The organism is Hugenholtzia roseola DSM 9546, from assembly GCF_000422585.1.
Classification (GTDB): domain Bacteria; phylum Bacteroidota; class Bacteroidia; order Cytophagales; family Bernardetiaceae; genus Hugenholtzia; species Hugenholtzia roseola.
This window is the reverse complement of the sequence record NZ_KE383880.1, coordinates 269,275-288,068: the sequence shown is the minus strand read 5'-3', so window position 1 is coordinate 288,068 and position 18,794 is coordinate 269,275. Positions and strand designations below refer to the sequence as shown.

Genomic DNA, 18,794 nt, shown 5'->3' with positions numbered 1-18,794 from the left:
CTCCCCTATGGGGGGAGGGCAGGGTGCAGTAATGTTAAGTTCTGTAAAAAGCCTTGTTTTATCAAATTTGACACGAAATAAAATTTGGTTTTGAAACCCTCCCTTTGGGGGAGGGCAGGGTGGGGTTCATTCCTTTTTTATTTCAATCTCGCTGCGGACAAGGCATTGCCTTGTCCCTACATTTGCATTTGATTTTTAGAATTTAACATCACTGCCCCAAACCCCTCCCCCAAAGGGAGGGGCTTCAATTTCGTATCATTTTTTTCGCATAAATGCAAAAAAATGATTTGGTTTTCGAACCCTCCCCTATGGGGGGAGGGCAGGGTGGGGGTTCAGGAAGATGGCTCAAAGTGTAAAAACTTGTTTTTTGACCTTCCTACTGTTGTAACAACGCCCGAAGCGCGTGCGTGCGCTTTTGGGTTTTTCTAAAAAGCAGGCGCAATTTTAGAAGCTACAAAATTACGCTTTTCGTTTGAGTTTGGACTTAGAAAAAAGAGCCTTTCGGATTTTTTTGCAAACTTTAACGCCTCAAAGGGAGGTGAAAATGAGCAAGTGCAGAAAAGTAGGTGAGATTATGCTTTGCCATACTAATAATTTGAAAACCACGCTGCCTTGCCCTTTCTGGCTTTTTGGGTGCAAAATGTTTCTCTATTTTGGAAAATCGTATTCGAAGCCTTAACTTTACCTACAAAAAAAAGGCTTTTACCGAAAAAAGATTTCACCTTATCGAGCAGCTTTGTAGCTTGCAACCTAATGGCATAACTTTTCTACTTTGGATAGGCAAACCCTCATAAAAAATGCTTATCCTATCAAAAAATGAAAAACTTTCTTCTTACCTTCTTTGCTTTTCTTTTTGCTTTGCGCCAATGGCTTGGGGTGAGTGTGTTGGCTGCCCTCTGGGGGCTTTATTTTTTACCCATAACAAAGGCACAGCAAACGCCCAATCTCGATAAAGGCGACACACAAGAAAACCGCTTGCGCTTTCGTACCCTAAGCATAGAAGATGGACTTTCACAAAATACCATCTTACACATCTTACAAGATAGCAGGGGCTACCTTTGGCTTGGCACACAAGACGGACTAAACCGTTATGATGGCTACGATTTTTATACCTACACACAGGCAAGTGGCGATAGCACCTCTTTGGTCGCCAATTTTATCAACCACATTTTTGAAGACCGACAAGGAAATATTTGGATTGCGACGCTTTCGGGCATCTCTCAATACCGCTGGATAAGCGACGATTTCAAAACCTACCCCTTGGCGGGTCAGATGAGTTTGGGCAACAAAAACGTGCGTTGCCTTTTTGAAGACAAACAAGGGCTGATTTGGGCAGGTACAGACAATGGCATTTTTGTTTTAAACCCCAATACGCAGCGTTTCGAGCCGCTCAAAGGTTGGAGCGGTTTGGGCGAAACGGCTATTTATGCCTTCCTAACCGATAATCAACAGAACGTTTGGATTGGCACAGAAAACGGACTGTATCGCCTCAATGCAGGCAAGCGCAGCATCGAGCCTTTTTGGTATCGCAATCAGAATCCGATTACTGCCCCTACTTACGCGCTTTTACAAGACCCCTTAGGCAAGGTATGGATAGGCACACAGGAGGGTATTTTTATGTATCAGCCCCAAAACGACGAACTCAAACATTTCACACACAACCCCGCCCAAATGGGGACACCCAGCAGTGATATTGTCAAAGCCTTTGCCGTAGATAAAAAGGGGCAACTTTGGGTCGGCACTTACGGAGGCGGACTTTTACTCTACAATTATACCACCGAAACTTTCCAAGCCTTTCGCCAAATAGACGACAATCCCTATTCCCTTTCCGACGACATGGTGCAGTCGCTTATTTGTGATAGGACGGGTATTTTATGGGTAGGTACTTACAATGGGTTAAATAAATTTGACCCCGAAAAGGATATTTTTGTAACCTACCAAAGTGAAATTTCACCCCTGATGGAACTTATCCGTACCGAAGTTTGGGCGATTGTAGAAGACGAACAGCAAGGACTTTGGATAGGGACAGATAAGGGTTTGTATCACTACCACAAAGAATCGCCGTTGCAGAAATTGCGCAGCCTAACGCACTACCAAGCCGATTTGCGCGACGAAAATGCGTTGGCTGAAAACAAAATCTTGGCACTGCTCAAAGATAGCCGCAACCAAATTTGGGTAGGCACAGAAGGCGGCGGTTTGCACCTTTTTGATAAGGAACGGCAGATTTTTAAGCGTTTTCAGGCGGCAGACGAGGAAAGCCTCAATCAGACAAGTCCGCAGGTTTGCGACAACAACATCTGGGCTTTGTGTGAGGATAGGTATGGCGAAATTTGGGTCGGTACTTCTAATGGCTTGTCGCGTTACAACCCCAAAACCCAACTGTTCAAACATTACAGCGAAAAAAACGGACTGCCCGACCACAACATCTGGACAATCTATCAAGACCGTTATGGAATTGTTTGGATAGGCACTTCCAACGGCTTGGCAAGGTATGAAAGAAGCAGTGATAGTTTTCAGATATACGGCGATACCCAACTCAATAATACCTACATCATCAGCCTTTTTGAAAGCAAAGACGGCACTTTTTGGGTAGGAACGCAGGGAGGCGGCATCAGCCGTTTCAACAAAGAAAACGATTCTTTTGAACCCTACAATGAAAAGGAAGGGCTGCCCGACGGTATCGTCTATGGCTTTGCACAAGACAACAAACAAAACCTTTGGATTAGCACCAATCGCGGTCTTTCGCGCTTTGATGCCCAAGCCAAGCTCTTTCGCAATTTTGACATAAACGACGGCTTGCATAGCAACAAGTTCAACCATCAGGCGGCTTATCGTACCCAAAAGGGCGAACTTATTTTCGGAAATATCGGCGGTTTGAATATTTTTCACCCCGATAGTATTCGCGATTATCGCTACGATTTGCCCGTCTATATTACGGCTTTGAAGGTCTTTAATCCGAATAAAAAGATAAACAACGAAAACTATTTGCACCTGCGCCAAGAAGAAGAAAATTTGGTGGTGCTTTCGCATGAAAATGAAGTCGTAACCTTCGAATTTGTAGCCATAGATTTCCGCTCGCCTAAAAAGATGCAATACGAATACATTTTGGAAGGCTTCGATAAAGATTGGCGCAGAACCAACTACCGCAATCGCTCCGTTTCTTATACCAACCTGCCCACAGGCGAAACCTACACCTTCAAGGTTCGGGTAGCGAATCAAGACGACAAACAAAATTTTGCGACCCTCAATATTTACATTCAGCCACCTCTTTGGAAGCGCATCTGGTTTCGCATCTTAGCGGCTACGGTTGCGCTCCTGATTGTAGTCGGAATTTATGCCTTGCGCATCAATCGCGCACAGGCGCATCGCAAGGCGTTGGCGCGTCAGGTCAATGAGCGCACCCTCGAACTTGAAAGTGAAAAGCAAAAATTGCAAGCTGCCTACAATCAAATTCAGACCAAAAACGAGGAAATTGTGCAGGTAAATGATGCTTTGCGCCAAAAACAAGAAGAGGTACTTTCTCAAAAAGAGGATTTAGAACGCAAACGCAACCAAATAGAACTTTCATACAATAACATTCGCACCCTAAGCGAAATTGGGCAACAAATCACAGCTACCCTCAACATCGAGGAATTGGTGCGAACGCTATACAATCGAATCCAAGACTTGATGGACGCAGCAGGCTTTGGTATTGGCGTGTATGAACGCAGCACCGAAATTGTGGAATTTCATGGCTACAACGAAACGGGGCAGCGCATTAGCTATCAATTTGACCCCAAATCGGATAAAAACCTCCTTTCGCAGTGGTGCTTGCGGCATGGGCAGGAAATTTTGATAGGCGATTTGCAAACAGAGTACGTCAAATACGTGTCGGGCGAAGTCCGCGCCGTAGAAGGGGCGATGCCCAAGTCGGTGATTTATCTGCCACTTTACATCAAACACCGCCCGATTGGGGTAGTAACGGTGCAGAGTTTGCAAAAAAATGCGTATTCGTCCAAAGATTTGACCCTCTTGAAGGGATTGGCTTCTTATGTGGCGATAGCTCTCGACAATGCGAAAAATTATGCTGCCTTAGAAGATTCGAAATACGCCGTAGAAAAGAGCAATCAGCGCATTACCGATAGTATTCGCTATGCCCAAACGATTCAGGAGGCGATTTTGCCTACCAAAGCCATGTTAGCGCACTGTTTTGAGGAGCATTTTGTCATTTTCAGACCCAAAGACGTGGTATCAGGCGACTTTTATTGGTTGCGCGAAATCGACGGGCGTGTGTTTGTAGCCATAGCCGACTGTACAGGACATGGCGTACCCGGTGCTTTTATGAGCATGATTGGCAGCCGCCTCTTAAATGAAATCATAGACGAAGCCCAAATTTTAGAGCCTGCCCAAATTTTAGACCAGCTCCACCTGCGCCTGCGCAATGCCCTCAAACAAGACCAAACACAAAACGACGACGGCATGGATATTGCCCTCTGTCGGGTAGATGCCTTAGAAGACAATGGTGAGCGCGAATTGGTCTTTGCAGGTGCAAAACGCCCTATGTTTTTGGTCAGCGAAGGGCAAGGACAACTCATTAAGGGCGACAGACGCTCGATAGGCGGTGGAGAAAGCAACATGCGCCTCAAACGCAAGCCCTTTATCCAACTTCAACTCACTGTAAAACAGGGAGATGCCCTCTACCTTTGGACAGACGGCATCACAGACCAAAACAACCTAAACCTTCAAAAAATTGGACAAAACGAACTAACCAAGCTAATCGTACAAAATGCCGACTTCGAGATGCAAGACCAGAAAGAAGTCCTCGAAGAGGCTCTACAAAGGCATCAGGGGTCGCAAAAACAGCGCGACGATATTAGTATTATGGGGATTAGGTTGTAGGAAAGCATAGGAAAAGAGGGTAGGCAAGAAGGGTAAGAGGCTTGTACTTAGTAATGTTAAGCTCTGCGAAAACTCCTGTGTTGTCAAATTAGAAACAAAATAAAATTTGGGCTGAACCCCATTTTTAGGTCTGAAAATCCTCTTTTGTTTCTATTACACTGCGGGCAAGGCACTGCCTTGTCCCTACTTTTGTTCCTAATTTTTAGAATATCACTACTGGGTTGTACTTCCAAATAAACACACGCTTACATAGATAAAAAGCCATTTTACACGATTTAAAAGCGAGGTTGTCAATTTAATTTTAAATAAGCCGCTATTTTTCGGAAGTTTGCAAGGTTCATTCACGCTTAAACTTCCTACTATATGAAAAAAATATTTTTAACACTTGCCATTCTAACTTTTGTGTTTTCCTCAAAAGCGCAAACCGTTATAGAAACGCCTTCTGTCGAGGAAAAGCCTGCTTATTCACTACTTTGGGGGCTTTTTCAATCCAATAATTATTCAAAAATAAGAACTGCAACCCTACAAACAGAGAAAACAGACGTTAAAGTATCCTCCACAACTAATGATACTGAAACAGAGCAAAAAAGTCTGCTTTGGGGTGCAATTCAATGGACAGAGAAGAAAAAAAATGCTTCGACTGAAAAAACGGACAAGCATGGAAAGTAACTTTATTTACAATGCAAAATTAGGCAAAAATGAATGGTGGAGGTATGTTTTGAGCATTTTGGCACCTATTTTTGCCATCGTGCTGGCTAATCTGGTTATCAAGCAGATACTACCCTCTTTCAAGGCATTGTTTCCTGATGGCGAATTGGGCAAAGAATTGGGAACATATAGCCTCCTGCTGCTGGTCTTTGGTTCGGCATTGTTCGTTTTTTTGGCAGCGGCGAGCCGTTTGCACCAAAGACGAATCTTGTCCTTTATCACTGTAAAGGGGAAGATGGATTGGAAAGGCTATTTTTTAGGCTTTTTCATTTGGGCAATCTTGCTTTCTGTTGGTTCTTTGCTGGCTGATTTCAACAAGTTGGACGCTTTTCTACAAAATTTGAACCGCAACAATCTTGCGCTGCTTTTTTTGGTAGGCTTCATCTCCATCGGCATACAATCTTTTTTTGAGGAAGTCTTAATTCGTGGCTATTTCTTGCAAGGTATGCAGCTACGTTTCAAAAATCTAACTTTGCTTATAGCAACGAACGCTCTCTTGTTTGGGGGGTTGCATTTTGGATATGGCATCGAAAGTTTCCTCTCTTCGTTCTTTTTTGGCGTTGCTTTCGCTATAATAGTTGTGTTACGAGGTGATGTAGTATTTGTTTCGGGCGCACACAATGCTAATAATCTGCTACTTTCGCTTTTATTCTTAGATATTTCTGAGGCTACCAGCGAAGGCTTTAGTTGGAAGATTGATTGGCTTAATTTTAGCTTGCATTTGCTTGCACTGTTACTACTCGTAATAGTGGTTTATAAGTTGTTTAGGGAATAAAAATGAAGTTAAGACTCTTTTACCACCTTGCATTTTGGGGCTTCTTTGTCTTGTTATTTCTAAAGCAGAACCCCAAGGCAGAATGGCAGGAATACCTAATTTGGCTGGCTGTACTTGGGGTTTCGGCAATGGTAGTTTATTTGAATATCTACTTACTGTTGTCAAAATTTTTCTTCAAGAAAAAATATTTACATTATGTGCTATTTTTAATAATTTTGATTATTTGTGGCGCATTTGCACTACACTTTATCGTTCCAAGACACAACCTCCGCTTTGCCCTGCCTGCTTTTCAGCAAGGTATCAACTTATTCTTTTTTGTTCTTATCACAAGTGCTTTTAAAATTTTAAAAGAGTATTTAAAAAAACAAGATTACTTAGTGAAAGCAGAGAATGAGCAATTAAAAACAGAACTGTCTTTGTTGAAAGCTCAAATAAATCCACATTTTCTGTTTAATACACTAAATAATCTATACGGACTTATTATACAAAATCAAAATGAAAAGGCTTCGGAGGTTACTCTAAAACTTTCTGACTTAATGCGTTATGTCTTGGAAAGTAGCAGGCTTGAAAGGGTAAGTTTGCGCAAAGAAATTAAGTTCATAGAGGATTACTTATCCTTAGAGAAAATTCGCCTAAGCGATAACACAGAGGTCAGGTTTGAAGTTTCAGGCATAGAAGCAGACCTATTCATTCCTCCTTTGTTATTTATCCCTTTGGTAGAAAATGCCTTTAAACACGGACTACAAAAGCCTTTTGATGCAAATTTTGCACACTTTTCACTATCTTTTCAGGGAAAAGAATTGTATTTTGAGGCTCTTAATTCTATAGGAAACGCAAAACAGTCTTCGAGGAAAGGCGTGGGCTTGGATAATCTTAAAAAGCGTTTGTCTTTGCTTTACCCACAAAGTCATCATTTAGAGTTTGAGCAAAATCAATATAGCTTTAGGGCTGTGTTGATTATCAATTTATTTGATTTTAATACTAAAAATTATAACAAAATGAATGTTTTATATCAAGACGAATTTTGTCAGATGAGCTTCGATAAAAATACGGGTATTCATTACCACGTTTTATATCTGGCAACAGAAGACATGACGCAGGAGCAGTTTGAACACATGATGTATATCTGGTTGGAAACAACCCTATTAGTGAAGGCTACCAAGTCTATTGTGGATTCTACGAATTTGCTATTTCCGCTTGCGCCAAAATTGCAATTATGGGTAGTGAAAGAGATTGTCCCTCAAAGTTTAATTCAAAAAACAGCTTTTATTGTCCCAAAGGATTTCATTGCAAATCTTGCGATAGGGCAGTTTATAGATGAAGCAAATGAAAATGGGGGCAGTGTAGAGGGGTATTTTTCTTCTTTGGAAGCGGCGGAGGCTTGGCTGTTAAAAGATTGAGGACTTACAAACAAAAACATGAGAAAACTAAAATGTATAGTTGTCGACGATGAGCCAATCGCCCAGCAAATATTGGAAAAGTATATTTCCCAAATAGAGGCTCTCTATCTGCGAGGCAAGTGTAGTAATGCTTTTGAAGCACTACAACTTTTGCATAGCGAGCCGATAGACCTCATGTTTTTAGATATTCAAATGCCCTTACTATCGGGTTTTGAAATGCTCAAAACACTTCAAAACCCACCTAAAACAATTCTGACTACGGCGTTTTCAGAGTTTGGTGTGGAAAGTTATGAGTATGGAGTTGTAGATTATTTATTAAAGCCAATTACTTTTGAACGATTTTTAAAGTCAATTAACAAAGTTTTAATGTCAAATGAAGTAAAATTTGCTCAGGAAAAACAAGATTTAGAAAAGGTAAGTTCAAATTTTATGTTTTTTAAATCAGATAAAAAAATATATAAGTATTATTTTTCAGAAATACTTTTTTTTGAAGGAAGTGGAAACTATATCAAAATTTATACTCAAAGTAATAAACCTTTAATGATTTTAGAAAAGTTTTCAGAATTACAAGAAAAACTCCCCCTAAATCAATTTGTTCGAATACATAAATCGTTTATTGCAAATATTACTCACATAACGAAAATAGAAGGAAACCAACTCTCGATTCATAACCAGACCCTGCCAATCTCAGCTACTTTTCGTCAAAACTTAGATGATATAGTAAATAATAATAAATAAAAATGTTTTAAGTAATAAAAAAATATCTATTTTTTTACAAAAACAAAAAAAACTTTGCAAATCTTTTGTGGTGTAAGTCAAACTTGCTAAATTTATCATCGGAAATGACCGAGATTTACTTAACACATCACAAACACACCCATACAACCGCTAACTACCACTCTACTCAAATTGTTTTCCAAAAACTGAAACGCCTACATGTTTGAAATCCTCAAAAATTGGCTGCAAAAGCCATTTCCTTTTGTTGAAAAGCCTAAGGAAAAAATAACAGTTGCCTTTCTTTTTGGAACTGCGATTTTTCTTTTTCTATTCACCTATGAGCCTTTCAACGTTGATGAAATTCGCCAATTTAAAGTTTTGGTGCTATTGGGCTTTTTTGCGATTACCTTTGTCGTGATGGCGGCTAACTTTTTTTTGTTGCCACTTATTTTTCCAACGTTATTTTTAGCTGAAAAATGGACAGTTCTAAAAAATATGCTCCTTATTTTTTGGATAGCTTTGTGCATTAGCTTTTTTAATTGGCTTTATAGTGCAAATCTTTCTTATTATTGTAATTGTTTTTCTACTACTGCAACGCTCCCTTTTAGTCTTCCTTATTTCCTTTTTATAACCTTATCAGTGGGCTTTTTTCCAATTATATTTTACATGCTCTTGGCGGAAAAGTTTTTAAGCCGTAAGCATCATAAAATAGCCTTTCAGGTGATGCAGCAGTTGGAAAGTCGTAGGTTACCAGAGCCGCAGGTGCGGCAGGTAGAAATTGTATCAGAAAACAATAAAGAAAATATCAAGATTTCGCTACAATATTTTTTGTGCATCAGTGCCGAAGGCAACTACATCAATGTCTTTTATGAAAAAGAGGGAAAGGTCTGCAAAGAACTTATTCGCGCTTCTTTGAGTAAGGTAGAAAAACAGTTGAGTGATTTTGGTCAAATCAAGCGTTGTCACCGCTCTTATATCGTCAATCTCGACAAAGTAACCGCCGTAACGGGGAACGCACGAAACTACAATTTGGAGCTAAAACTACTCGATTTTACCCTGCCTGTATCGCGCAGTTTCCCCCAAAAGATTATCGAGAGTCTTCAAAATCAGACCTAAAAAATGCGCCCATCTATCCCTAAACCTTCCCATACAGCCCTAAGAAAGTCGTTTTATCAAAAAGAACTGCCCACTTATCACATCGCTTTGAGAGGCTTGTATCGTTTAGGATTCAAAACGCTATGTTTGCAAGGTGCTTCAACCTAAAACCTTTCCAAATCATGCGTATAGTTCTAACCAAACAAAGACTTGGTTTTAAAACTTTGATACTCCCCTTACTCTTTTTGATGTTCCTTACAATGGCGCAAAATGCCAGCGGACAGCAAACTGTAAAAGGTACGATTATAGACACTGAATCGGAAGCTCCCTTAATTGGCGCAACGATTACTTTGGTAAGCAGCGATAGCACCACCACAACGGTAGGCGCAGTGTCTGATGTAGAAGGCAATTTTGTCCTGAAAAATGTGCCTTTGGGTAGGCAAAATTTTATCGTTAATTACATAGGCTATAAATCTCTGACTTTGCCCAACGTCTTGATAACGGCAGGAAAAGAAGTCTATCTGACCGTCAAATTAGAAGAATCCCTAGAATCTCTGGACGCAATCGTCGTTACTGCCGATTCCGATAAGGACAAACCTCTAAATGACATGTCCGTTGTGAGTGCCAGAACCTTTAATTTAGAAGAGGTTACACGATTTGCAGGTGGGCGGCTTGATGTAGCCCGTCTGGTCAGTAATTTTGCAGGCGTGAGTACTTCCAACGACTCGCGCAATGACATTGTCATTCGCGGAAACTCGCCCACAGGCGTTCTTTGGCGTTTGGAGGGCATACCCATTCCAAATCCGAACCACTTTGCTACTTTGGGTACTACAGGCGGACCCGTTAGTGCCTTAAATCCCAACTTACTTTCTACTTCCGATTTTATGACGGGAGCTTTTGCCTCTGAATATGGAAATGCGACGGCAGGCGTTTTTGATGTTAATTTCAGAAGTGGCAACCCCGACAAATTTGAAGCAACCATACAATTAGGTGCAGTGGCAGGCGTAGAGGCATTGCTCGAAGGACCTCTTAGCCGTAAAAATAATAGCTCTTTTCTAATAAGCTACCGCTACTCTTTTGTGAGTTTGGGGCTGATTCCGATAGGTAGCAATGCCGTTCCCAACTACCAAGATATTTCGTTTAAGTTTAATTTTGGTAATACCAAAGCAGGACGTTTTCAGCTATTTGGCATGGGCGGACTAAGCGACATAGAGTTTCTGGCTTCCGAAACAGACGAAAACGACCTCTTTGCTAATCCTAACCAAGACGCTCGCGCAGACTCAAAATTGGGAATTGTAGGGCTTTCCCATCAAATGTTTTGGGGTAAAGATACCTATCTCAAAACCGTAGTTTCTACAAGTGCCGCACAAAGCCTCTACAATCAGGACAACTACCTCAATTTAGACGGTACAAGGACAAAGTTTAGAGCAGTAGAGATAGATGACCTTACAACTACCTACTCCATTTCTTCACAGCTTAATAGCAAAATAAGTCCGCGATTTACACTAAGAACAGGTTTTTTGTATGAATTTTTCAACGTACAATCTCAAAATGATAGCCGCAACAACAAGCCCGATTTAGACCAAGACGGACTCCCCGATTGGGAAAAAGTGCGCGATTTTGAGGGTAGCCTACCACTCATTCAACTATTTGCGCAGGGTAAATACAAGTTTTCGGATAACATTACTTTAAATACAGGACTACATTTTCAGTATTTAAATTTCAACCAAAGCACCGCCTTAGAGCCGCGCTTGGGGCTAACCTTTGATTTGAGCAATACCCAAAGCCTGAGCATAGCTTACGGATTACATTCACAAATGCAGTCTTTGCCCATTTTACTCTACGAAACCAAGATGAGCGACGGCACTTTTAAGCAAACCAATAAAGATTTGGGCTTTACACAAAGCCACCACTTTGTTTTGGCTTACGACTGGAAATTTGCACCTGATTGGCGACTCAAAGTCGAAACCTATTATCAAAATATCCAAAATGTACCCATCGAAAGCCGCAGCAGTTCTTATTCCGCGCTCAATTTGGGGGCAAATTTTGTGTCAGAACAAAGAGGATTTTTGGTAAATGAAGGCACAGGCTCTAATTATGGCTTAGAAATTACCTTAGAAAAGTTCTTCAACCAAAATTATTACGTGCTTCTTACGGGTTCGCTCTTTGAATCCAAATACAAGGGCAGCGACGGCATCGAGCGCAACACTGCCTTCAATAATCGCCATGTCTTGAACCTTTTGGCAGGCAAAGAATTTCAGTTTGGAAAAGACGACCGCAATGCAATTACTTTGGACACAAAAATAACGACAGCAGGCGGAAGATTTTACACCCCCGTAGATTTGGAAGCGACAAGGGCAAACAACGGTGCGGAAGTCTTGCAAGAAGAAAATGCTTTCAGTGAGCGATTCGAACCCTATTTCCGTTGGGACTTCAAAGTGGGTTATCGCTTGAATAGCCAAAAACGTAAAATCTCACAACAATTTTTCTTAGACTTTCAAAATCTAACTAATAGGGAAAATATCTTCCAAAAACGCTACAATGAAGTTACAGACCAAGTAAATGAGGTCTATCAGTTGGGCTTTTTTGTCGATATCCTATACCGCATACAATTCTGAAAATGGGCAAAACAAACAGGATAATCTTTGTAGGTTTTAGTCCTTTTACCAAACAGCCCTTTACTCTTGTGTGGGGTTGTTTTTTTGGTTTAGATAGCTTTTTGTAATACAGGCTTTTATCTGTGTAGAGTCTTGGCTTTCAAGTATTTATAGGCAGTATAAAATCTATTTTTTTGTAAGTTATCCGCCAATCTTACCTACTTCTAAACCGAAGTAAGGCTAATCTCTACAAAAGTTTTTTGATTTCAAACTTTAAACAAAATAAGACTTTTTTAAAACTCATCTTGACTTTGAACCTGTCTTTTTGTTTCAACCTGCCCTCGAACAAGGCAAGTCTTTTTCCTACCTTGTTGTACTGGCAAAGGGCTTTTAAAACCTAACCTTGCACCTCTAAATCGCAGTGATGTTAAATTCTAAAAATCAAATGCAAATGTAGGGACAAGACACTGCCTTGTCCTATGCCCCAAACCCTAAGGGTCTTGAAGACCCTTAGGGTTTAAGTCCAAATTTTATTTTGTGTCAGATTTGATAAAACAAGGTTTTTTACAGAACTTAACATTACTGCCCTCTAAATCGGGCGCAAAGTGCCTAAGCCGCCATCTACGCCTATGGTTTGTCCCGTAATCCAAGCGGCTTTTTCAGAAAGCAAAAAGGCGGCGGTAGCAGCCAAATCGTGTGCCGTTCCTATCTTGCCCAGCGGGTGTCTTTTGGCGGCGGCTTCTCTTTTTTCGGGCGACGAGAGCAGGGCGGCAGCCAAAGGCGTATCTGTTAGCGAGGGTTCGATAAGATTGAGGCGCGTGCCTTGTGAAGCCCATTCTGCGGCTAAAGAGCGCGTAAGCCCAATGAGGGCAGCTTTGGCAGTAGCGATACTGGCGTGAAAGCCCATGCCCGTTTGCGCCGCTACGGTGCCAAACAAGACAACACTACTTTTTTCGGCAGCCTTCAAAGCGGCTTGACTTTGTTGTAAAACCGAAATTGCCGCCAAGACGTTAATCTGATGGTCTTTCATCAAATCTTCTCTTTTGAGGCGTTGGAAGGGTTTGAGCGTAATGCTCCCTGCACAGTAGGCAATGCCATGCAATTTTGCAGGCAGATGCGTAAGTGTAAAATCTGCCGCCGAAAGGTCGAGCGAAAGGTGGTGGCTTGCAAAACCTTCGGGCTGACGGCGCGAAACGGTGTATAGATTTGCCCCTGCCTGTGCTAATTCCTGTGCTAAGGCTGCCCCCACGCCACTACTTGCGCCTACAATCAGGATATTTTTATTTTCAAAATCATTTCCAAACATAAGAAAAGAGAAGGGTTAGTGTTTGGCTCGAATAACTCGAAGCCCGCGCTTTTGTTTTCTCTCCTCAAAAACAACGATGCGCGATTATCTTGCCACTATCTTGGGGCGTAGCCCCTTGCTGTCGCGCTTACTTTTGCACTTTTTTCCCAAAAATGGGGGGCAGGCTTGGCATTAAAAGCAGGTTTTACAAAGATTTTTTACCAAAATAGTAGAAAGACCAAAAAAAAAATGTAAATTTGCCGAAAGTTTGCAGTTGATACGTTCTATTTTAACGGCTTGATGGCATCGGACAAGCGGGACTTTCTCAAAAGCCTGACGGATTTTTGTACCGCTCTCGACAAGTGAATTGGCATGATGAATTGGCATGACGCGCTTTCTCCTTTGTTATGCTCCCTCTTAGAAAGGCTTTTCTAAAACTTTGATGCCTTTGTGTTTCCGTGTCGTCTCTTCTTAGTTGTTTCACTCCAAAAACACTCTATACTCTCAAATTTACTACGGGAAAATCCATATATGTCAGAAGAAAAAACATACCGTCTTACCAAAGTAGCCTCCGAACTGAATCAGAGCTGGCAGCGTCTTATCGAGCATCTCGATAAGAAAGGCTTTGCCGTCGATTCAAGCCCCCATGCCAAGATTTCACAGAAAGAATACGACCTCCTTAGAAAAGATTTTGCCGATTCGCTTAAATTGAAAAAAGAAGCTGACGAAATTAAAATTGGGGTCATCTATGAAAACGCGCCTGATAATGCACAAGCACAGAAGAAAAAGGCACAACAACAAGCCAAAGTGCAGAAAAATCAGACCCCCAAAAAAGAAGAAAACGCAACCTCAAATCCTGCCCCAAATCCTGAAAATCCGACCGCACAGCCCCAAACCATCAAAGGCGGCTTAGGCGGACTTAAAATTTTAGGGAAAATAGAACTGCCTGACACCAAAAGTCAGAGCAAGGGCAATCAGGGCAACGACCGCAGAGAGGCGAGAAACCAAAACAACAGAGGGCAAAATCGCAATCACGACCGAAACGACAAAGCCACTGATAAAAATCAGACAGGGGATAGAAACCAGACAAGGCAGCCCGAAAACAAAAACAACGCGCCCAACCGTCCGCCCAACAGAGAGCCACAGCACCTTGCGCCTAAAACCGAGCAAACCGATAAGAAAGAAACGGTAGAAGGCAAAAATGCGACCACACAAAAGCCACAGAGCCACCAAAAGGACAGCAAACAAGACGAGCAAAAGGCACACAAAACGTCGCAACCTTCGGGAAGAGAGAGCAACACAAATGTTAAAAATCAGCCTTCTTCTACACAACCTTCTACACAGGGCAATAGGGAGGTGAAAAATCAGAACCACAATGCTGATACCCACCAGAAAAAAGCTCCTGAACCCAAGCCTACACAAGAATCCAACAAAGACCTAAACCAAGAAACGATTAAAGCGCAGACCCAAGACGCGATTTCTGATAAAATGCCGCAGCATACTGAAAATACTACCCTCGAACCCAAAATGGAAGTCATTGAAGCGAAGGCAGAACGCCTGCAAGGACTGACCGTACTTGGAAAGATTGAGTTGCCTTCTAAAAATGCAGCAGGCAAAAAAGGCAATAACAACAGAAAGGACAAAGACAAGAAGCCTTCTAACAACGCTTCGAAGACTCCTTCTGCCGATGCCGACAAAAACAACGCCGACGACCCCAATAAGCGCAAGCGCAGACGCAGACGCAGACGCAGAAGCGACGAAACCGCTGTCGCTACTACTTCCTTGGGGCAGGTGATTGCAAAACCCGAAGGCGCACAAGAAAAGACCGCAACTGACAAAGATGCCGCCGCACCTTCTACTGCCGCCAAAACTTCTACCGACGCAAAGGCTGCAAGAAAGAAAAGAGGCAAAAAAGAGCAAGCCTCTGAAAAAGAAGTGCAGGAGCAAATCCGCGCCACTCTTGCCAGAATGGGAACAGGGGGCAAATCTAAAAATTCGCGCCGCGACATCAGAAAAGAACGACGCGAAGCACACGCACGCGCCACCGAGGAACGCTTACAACAAGAAGCCGCCGAAGCAAGCATCTTGCGCGTAACGGAATTTATTTCGGCAAATGAGTTTGCAGGTCTGATGGACGTAGGCGTAGGGCAAATTATCTCTAAGTGTATGTCGTTGGGTATGATGATTAGCATCAACGAAAGGTTAGATGCTTCTACCATCGAGCTTATCGCTGAAGAATTTGGCTACAAAGTTGAATTTATTACAGCCGAAGAAAATACCCCACTCGAAGAGGAAGAAAAAGATGACGAAGTTGATTTAGAGCCTCGCGCTCCTATCGTAACCATCATGGGACACGTAGACCATGGTAAGACTACCCTTCTCGACCACATTCGCAAGACGCGCGTAGCCGACGGCGAAGCAGGGGGCATTACCCAGCACATTGGCGCGTATAGCGTTCTGACCAAGGACAAGAAAAAAATCACTTTCTTAGACACCCCCGGACATGAAGCCTTTACTGCCATGCGTGCGCGTGGTGCAAGGGTTACGGATATTGTAATTATCGTGGTTGCTGCCGACGACGGGGTCATGCCACAGACCAAAGAAGCCATCAATCACGCCCTCAATGCAGGTGTGCCTATCATTGTCGCTATCAATAAGATAGACAAGCCTTCTGCAAATCCTAACCGCGTCAAGCAGGAATTAGCCGACCTCAATATCCTTATCGAGGAATGGGGCGGACAGTACCAATCGCAAGAAATTTCGGCAAAACAAGGACTTGCCATAGACGAACTCTTAGATAAAGTAGCCCTACAAGCCGAACTTTTAGAACTCAAAGCCAATCCGAAGCGAAAAGCCTCTGGAACGGTTATCGATGCCTCCCTCGATAAAGGGCGTGGCTACGTTACTACCCTTTTGGTACAAAACGGCTCACTCAAAGTTGGAGATGTTATCTTAGTAGGAGCGCACTACGGAAAAGTTCGCGCCATGACCGACTACAAAGGCGAAAAACTCAAAGCCGCACGCCCTTCTACGCCTGTTCAGATTTTAGGTTTGAGCGGTGCGCCGCAGGCAGGTGATAAGTTCAACGTCATGGAATCGGAACGCGAAGCCAAAGACATCGCTACCAAACGCGCCCAAATTTTGCGCGAACAGTCTATTCGTGCGCGTAAGCGTCCGAAACTCGACGACATCAGCCGCCGCCTTTCTGTGGGCAATTTCCAACAGCTCAATTTGATTATCAAAGGCGACGTAGATGGTTCTATCGAAGCCATTGCCGACTCTCTGCTCAAACTTTCTACCAGCGAGGTAGAGGTTCGTATCGTACACAAGGGCGTAGGGCAAATTTCTGAATCAGACGTGCTTTTGGCTACCGCCTCCGATGCCATCATCTTGGCGTTCCAAGTTCGTCCTTCGCGCAATGCTCGCGTATTGGCAGAGCAAGAGGGCGTAGAAATTCGCCAATATTCGGTCATTTACAAACTCTTAGACGAGGTCAAAGATGCTATCGTAGGGCTTTTAGCACCCAAAATCGAAGAAGTCATTGTTGGTACAGTTGAGATACGCGAAACCTTCAAGATTTCAAAAATCGGTACGATTGCAGGCTGTATGGTTACAGACGGTCATATCAAACGCAATAGCAAAATCAGAATCGTCCGACAGGGCGTTGTCATTCACACAGGCGATTTGGAATCGCTCAAACGCTATAAAGATGATGTAGCCGAAGTAAAACAAGGCTTCGAGTGCGGTATTTCTATCAAAAACTTCAACGATATTGAAGTGGGCGACGAAATTGAAGCCTTCGAAGAAAAAGAAGTCAAGCGTTCTTTCGAAGATTTGAGAGAGAGCGAAAAGGCGAAAAATTAAGAGCTTAGGCATTTTTTGTAAAAAAATTAAGCTCCTTTTATCTAAAAACGCTTGCAAAAGAAATTGCAGGCGTTTTTTTTTGGATAAATTCCCCTGCTCGCTGCCTGCCTTTGCCAAAGTTTGAAAACAATGTTGCGTAATTTTTGGTATTTTTGCAGGGAGATTCTCTCTTGATAGATTTTCTTCTCTTCTTCTTTGCTATTTTCCTTCGCTATTTTCTCTCGCTATTTTCCGTACCTAATGATTACCTCCACGACGCTTTCACCCCTCGAAATTGTGGCTGCTGCCCAAAAAAATGTGTCTTTTGAAAATACACAAATTGCCTTTGCAAGCCGCTCTGGTGCAGAATTGAAAAAAATGTATCTTTTATTTTGGTCGATGAACCAAAATAGTTTAGTAAGTTTTGGTACAAAATTCCTACAACTTGCCTTTAAAATGCACCTACCTATGGTAGAATGGGTAGTGAGAAAGACGCTATTTAGTCATTTTTGCGGCGGTAGAAGCATCGAGGATTGCGAACTTTCTATACAAAAGTTGGCACAAGGTGGTATCGGAACTATCTTGGACTATTCCGTAGAAGGTGAAAAGTCGCCTGCGGGTTTTGAAAAGACAAAAGAGGAGATTATTCGCACTATCCAACGTGCCAAAGGGGAAAGTCAGGCAATTCCGTTTTGCGTCTTTAAAGTTACGGGTATTGGTTTTTCCGATTTGCTCACCAAAATTCAGCAACAGCAGCCGCTTGATGCAAAAGAAGAGGAGGCTTGGCAGAACTTGCAACGCCGCGTAGATGAAATTTGTAAGGCGGCTTACGAAAACAAAGTCCGCATTTTTATTGATGGTGAAGAAACGTGGATGCAGGGAACGATTGATGCTTTAGCCTATCAAATGATGGAAAAGTATAACAAAGAGGAAGCCATTGTATATAATACCCTGCAAATGTATGTGGCTGATAGATTGGAAAATTTGAAAAAAGCCTATCGCGAAGCGGTAAAAGGCAATTATTATGTAGGTGTGAAATTAGTAAGAGGTGCGTATTTAGAAAAAGAGCGCAATCGTGCCAAAGAAAAAGGCTATCCCGACCCCATGCAACCCGATAAAGCCAGCACAGACCGCGATTTCAATGCTGCCCTCGAATTTTGTATGGAAAAAAGGCAGCGAATTGCCCTTTGTGCAGGTACGCACAACGAATTAAGTTCTTATTATTTGACTTTATTGATGGAAAAATATGGCATAGCCAAAAACAACCCCAACGTTTTCTTTGCCCAATTATACGGAATGAGCGACAATATTTCCTACAATTTGGCTGCCGCAGGCTACAATGTGGCAAAATATGTTCCCTATGGTCCCGTCAAGGCGGTTTTGCCCTATCTTTTCCGTCGGGCGGCGGAAAACACCTCCATTGCAGGACAAAGTAGTCGCGAATTTTTGCTGGTCAAAAAAGAAGCACAACGCCGCAAGCAATAGGAAATCAAGGA

The 18,794-nt window shown here is 42.4% G+C and carries 10 protein-coding genes; 9 read left to right on the top strand and 1 reads right to left on the bottom strand.

Annotated features, from left to right (window positions below):
* Window positions 1–816: 816 nt before the first annotated feature.
* The 7 genes from G500_RS0113610 (at window position 817) to G500_RS0113575 (ending at window position 12,191) form a co-directional block, all read left to right on the top strand.
* Window positions 817–4,878, top strand: coding sequence for a two-component regulator propeller domain-containing protein (locus G500_RS0113610; RefSeq protein ID WP_027002953.1), 4,062 nt, complete (start codon window positions 817–819; stop codon window positions 4,876–4,878).
* 363 nt (window positions 4,879–5,241) lie between these two features.
* A complete protein-coding gene (locus tag G500_RS26025) occupies window positions 5,242–5,547 on the top strand; it encodes a hypothetical protein (RefSeq protein WP_027002952.1) in 306 nt (101 codons plus the stop codon).
* A complete protein-coding gene (locus tag G500_RS0113600) occupies window positions 5,537–6,361 on the top strand; it encodes a CPBP family intramembrane glutamic endopeptidase (protein WP_027002951.1) in 825 nt (274 codons plus the stop codon). The genes G500_RS26025 and G500_RS0113600 overlap by 11 nt, the downstream gene beginning before the upstream one ends.
* A 197-nt stretch (window positions 6,362–6,558) precedes the next feature.
* Window positions 6,559–7,761, top strand: coding sequence for a sensor histidine kinase (locus tag G500_RS0113595; protein WP_211220162.1), 1,203 nt, complete (start codon window positions 6,559–6,561; stop codon window positions 7,759–7,761).
* Between the two features lie 18 nt (window positions 7,762–7,779).
* Complete coding sequence (locus G500_RS0113590; protein WP_027002949.1) at window positions 7,780–8,499, top strand: LytR/AlgR family response regulator transcription factor; 720 nt, start codon at window positions 7,780–7,782, stop codon at window positions 8,497–8,499.
* A 198-nt stretch (window positions 8,500–8,697) separates the two neighbouring features.
* Entirely contained in the window at window positions 8,698–9,594 is an 897-nt protein-coding gene (locus tag G500_RS0113580) for a LytTR family DNA-binding domain-containing protein (protein ID WP_027002948.1), read from the top strand.
* Window positions 9,595–9,797: 203 nt separating this feature from the next.
* Window positions 9,798–12,191, top strand: coding sequence for a TonB-dependent receptor (locus G500_RS0113575; protein ID WP_211220161.1), 2,394 nt, complete (start codon window positions 9,798–9,800; stop codon window positions 12,189–12,191).
* Window positions 12,192–12,759: 568 nt separating this feature from the next.
* On the opposite strand, the gene G500_RS0113565 is transcribed toward G500_RS0113575, so the two are convergent.
* Complete coding sequence (locus G500_RS0113565; protein WP_027002946.1) at window positions 12,760–13,476, bottom strand: SDR family NAD(P)-dependent oxidoreductase; 717 nt, start codon at window positions 13,474–13,476, stop codon at window positions 12,760–12,762.
* 510 nt (window positions 13,477–13,986) lie between these two features.
* On the opposite strand from G500_RS0113565, the gene infB reads away from it, so the two are divergent.
* Both infB and G500_RS0113540 read left to right on the top strand, forming a co-directional pair.
* Window positions 13,987–17,319 (top strand): translation initiation factor IF-2, encoded by a 3,333-nt coding sequence (gene infB / locus G500_RS0113550; protein ID WP_027002944.1) that lies wholly within the window; start codon window positions 13,987–13,989, stop codon window positions 17,317–17,319.
* 240 nt (window positions 17,320–17,559) lie between these two features.
* The gene (locus G500_RS0113540; RefSeq protein WP_051203603.1) at window positions 17,560–18,783 is read left to right on the top strand and encodes a proline dehydrogenase family protein; all 1,224 of its coding nucleotides are present in this window, start codon (window positions 17,560–17,562) and stop codon (window positions 18,781–18,783) included.
* Window positions 18,784–18,794 lie beyond the last annotated feature (11 nt).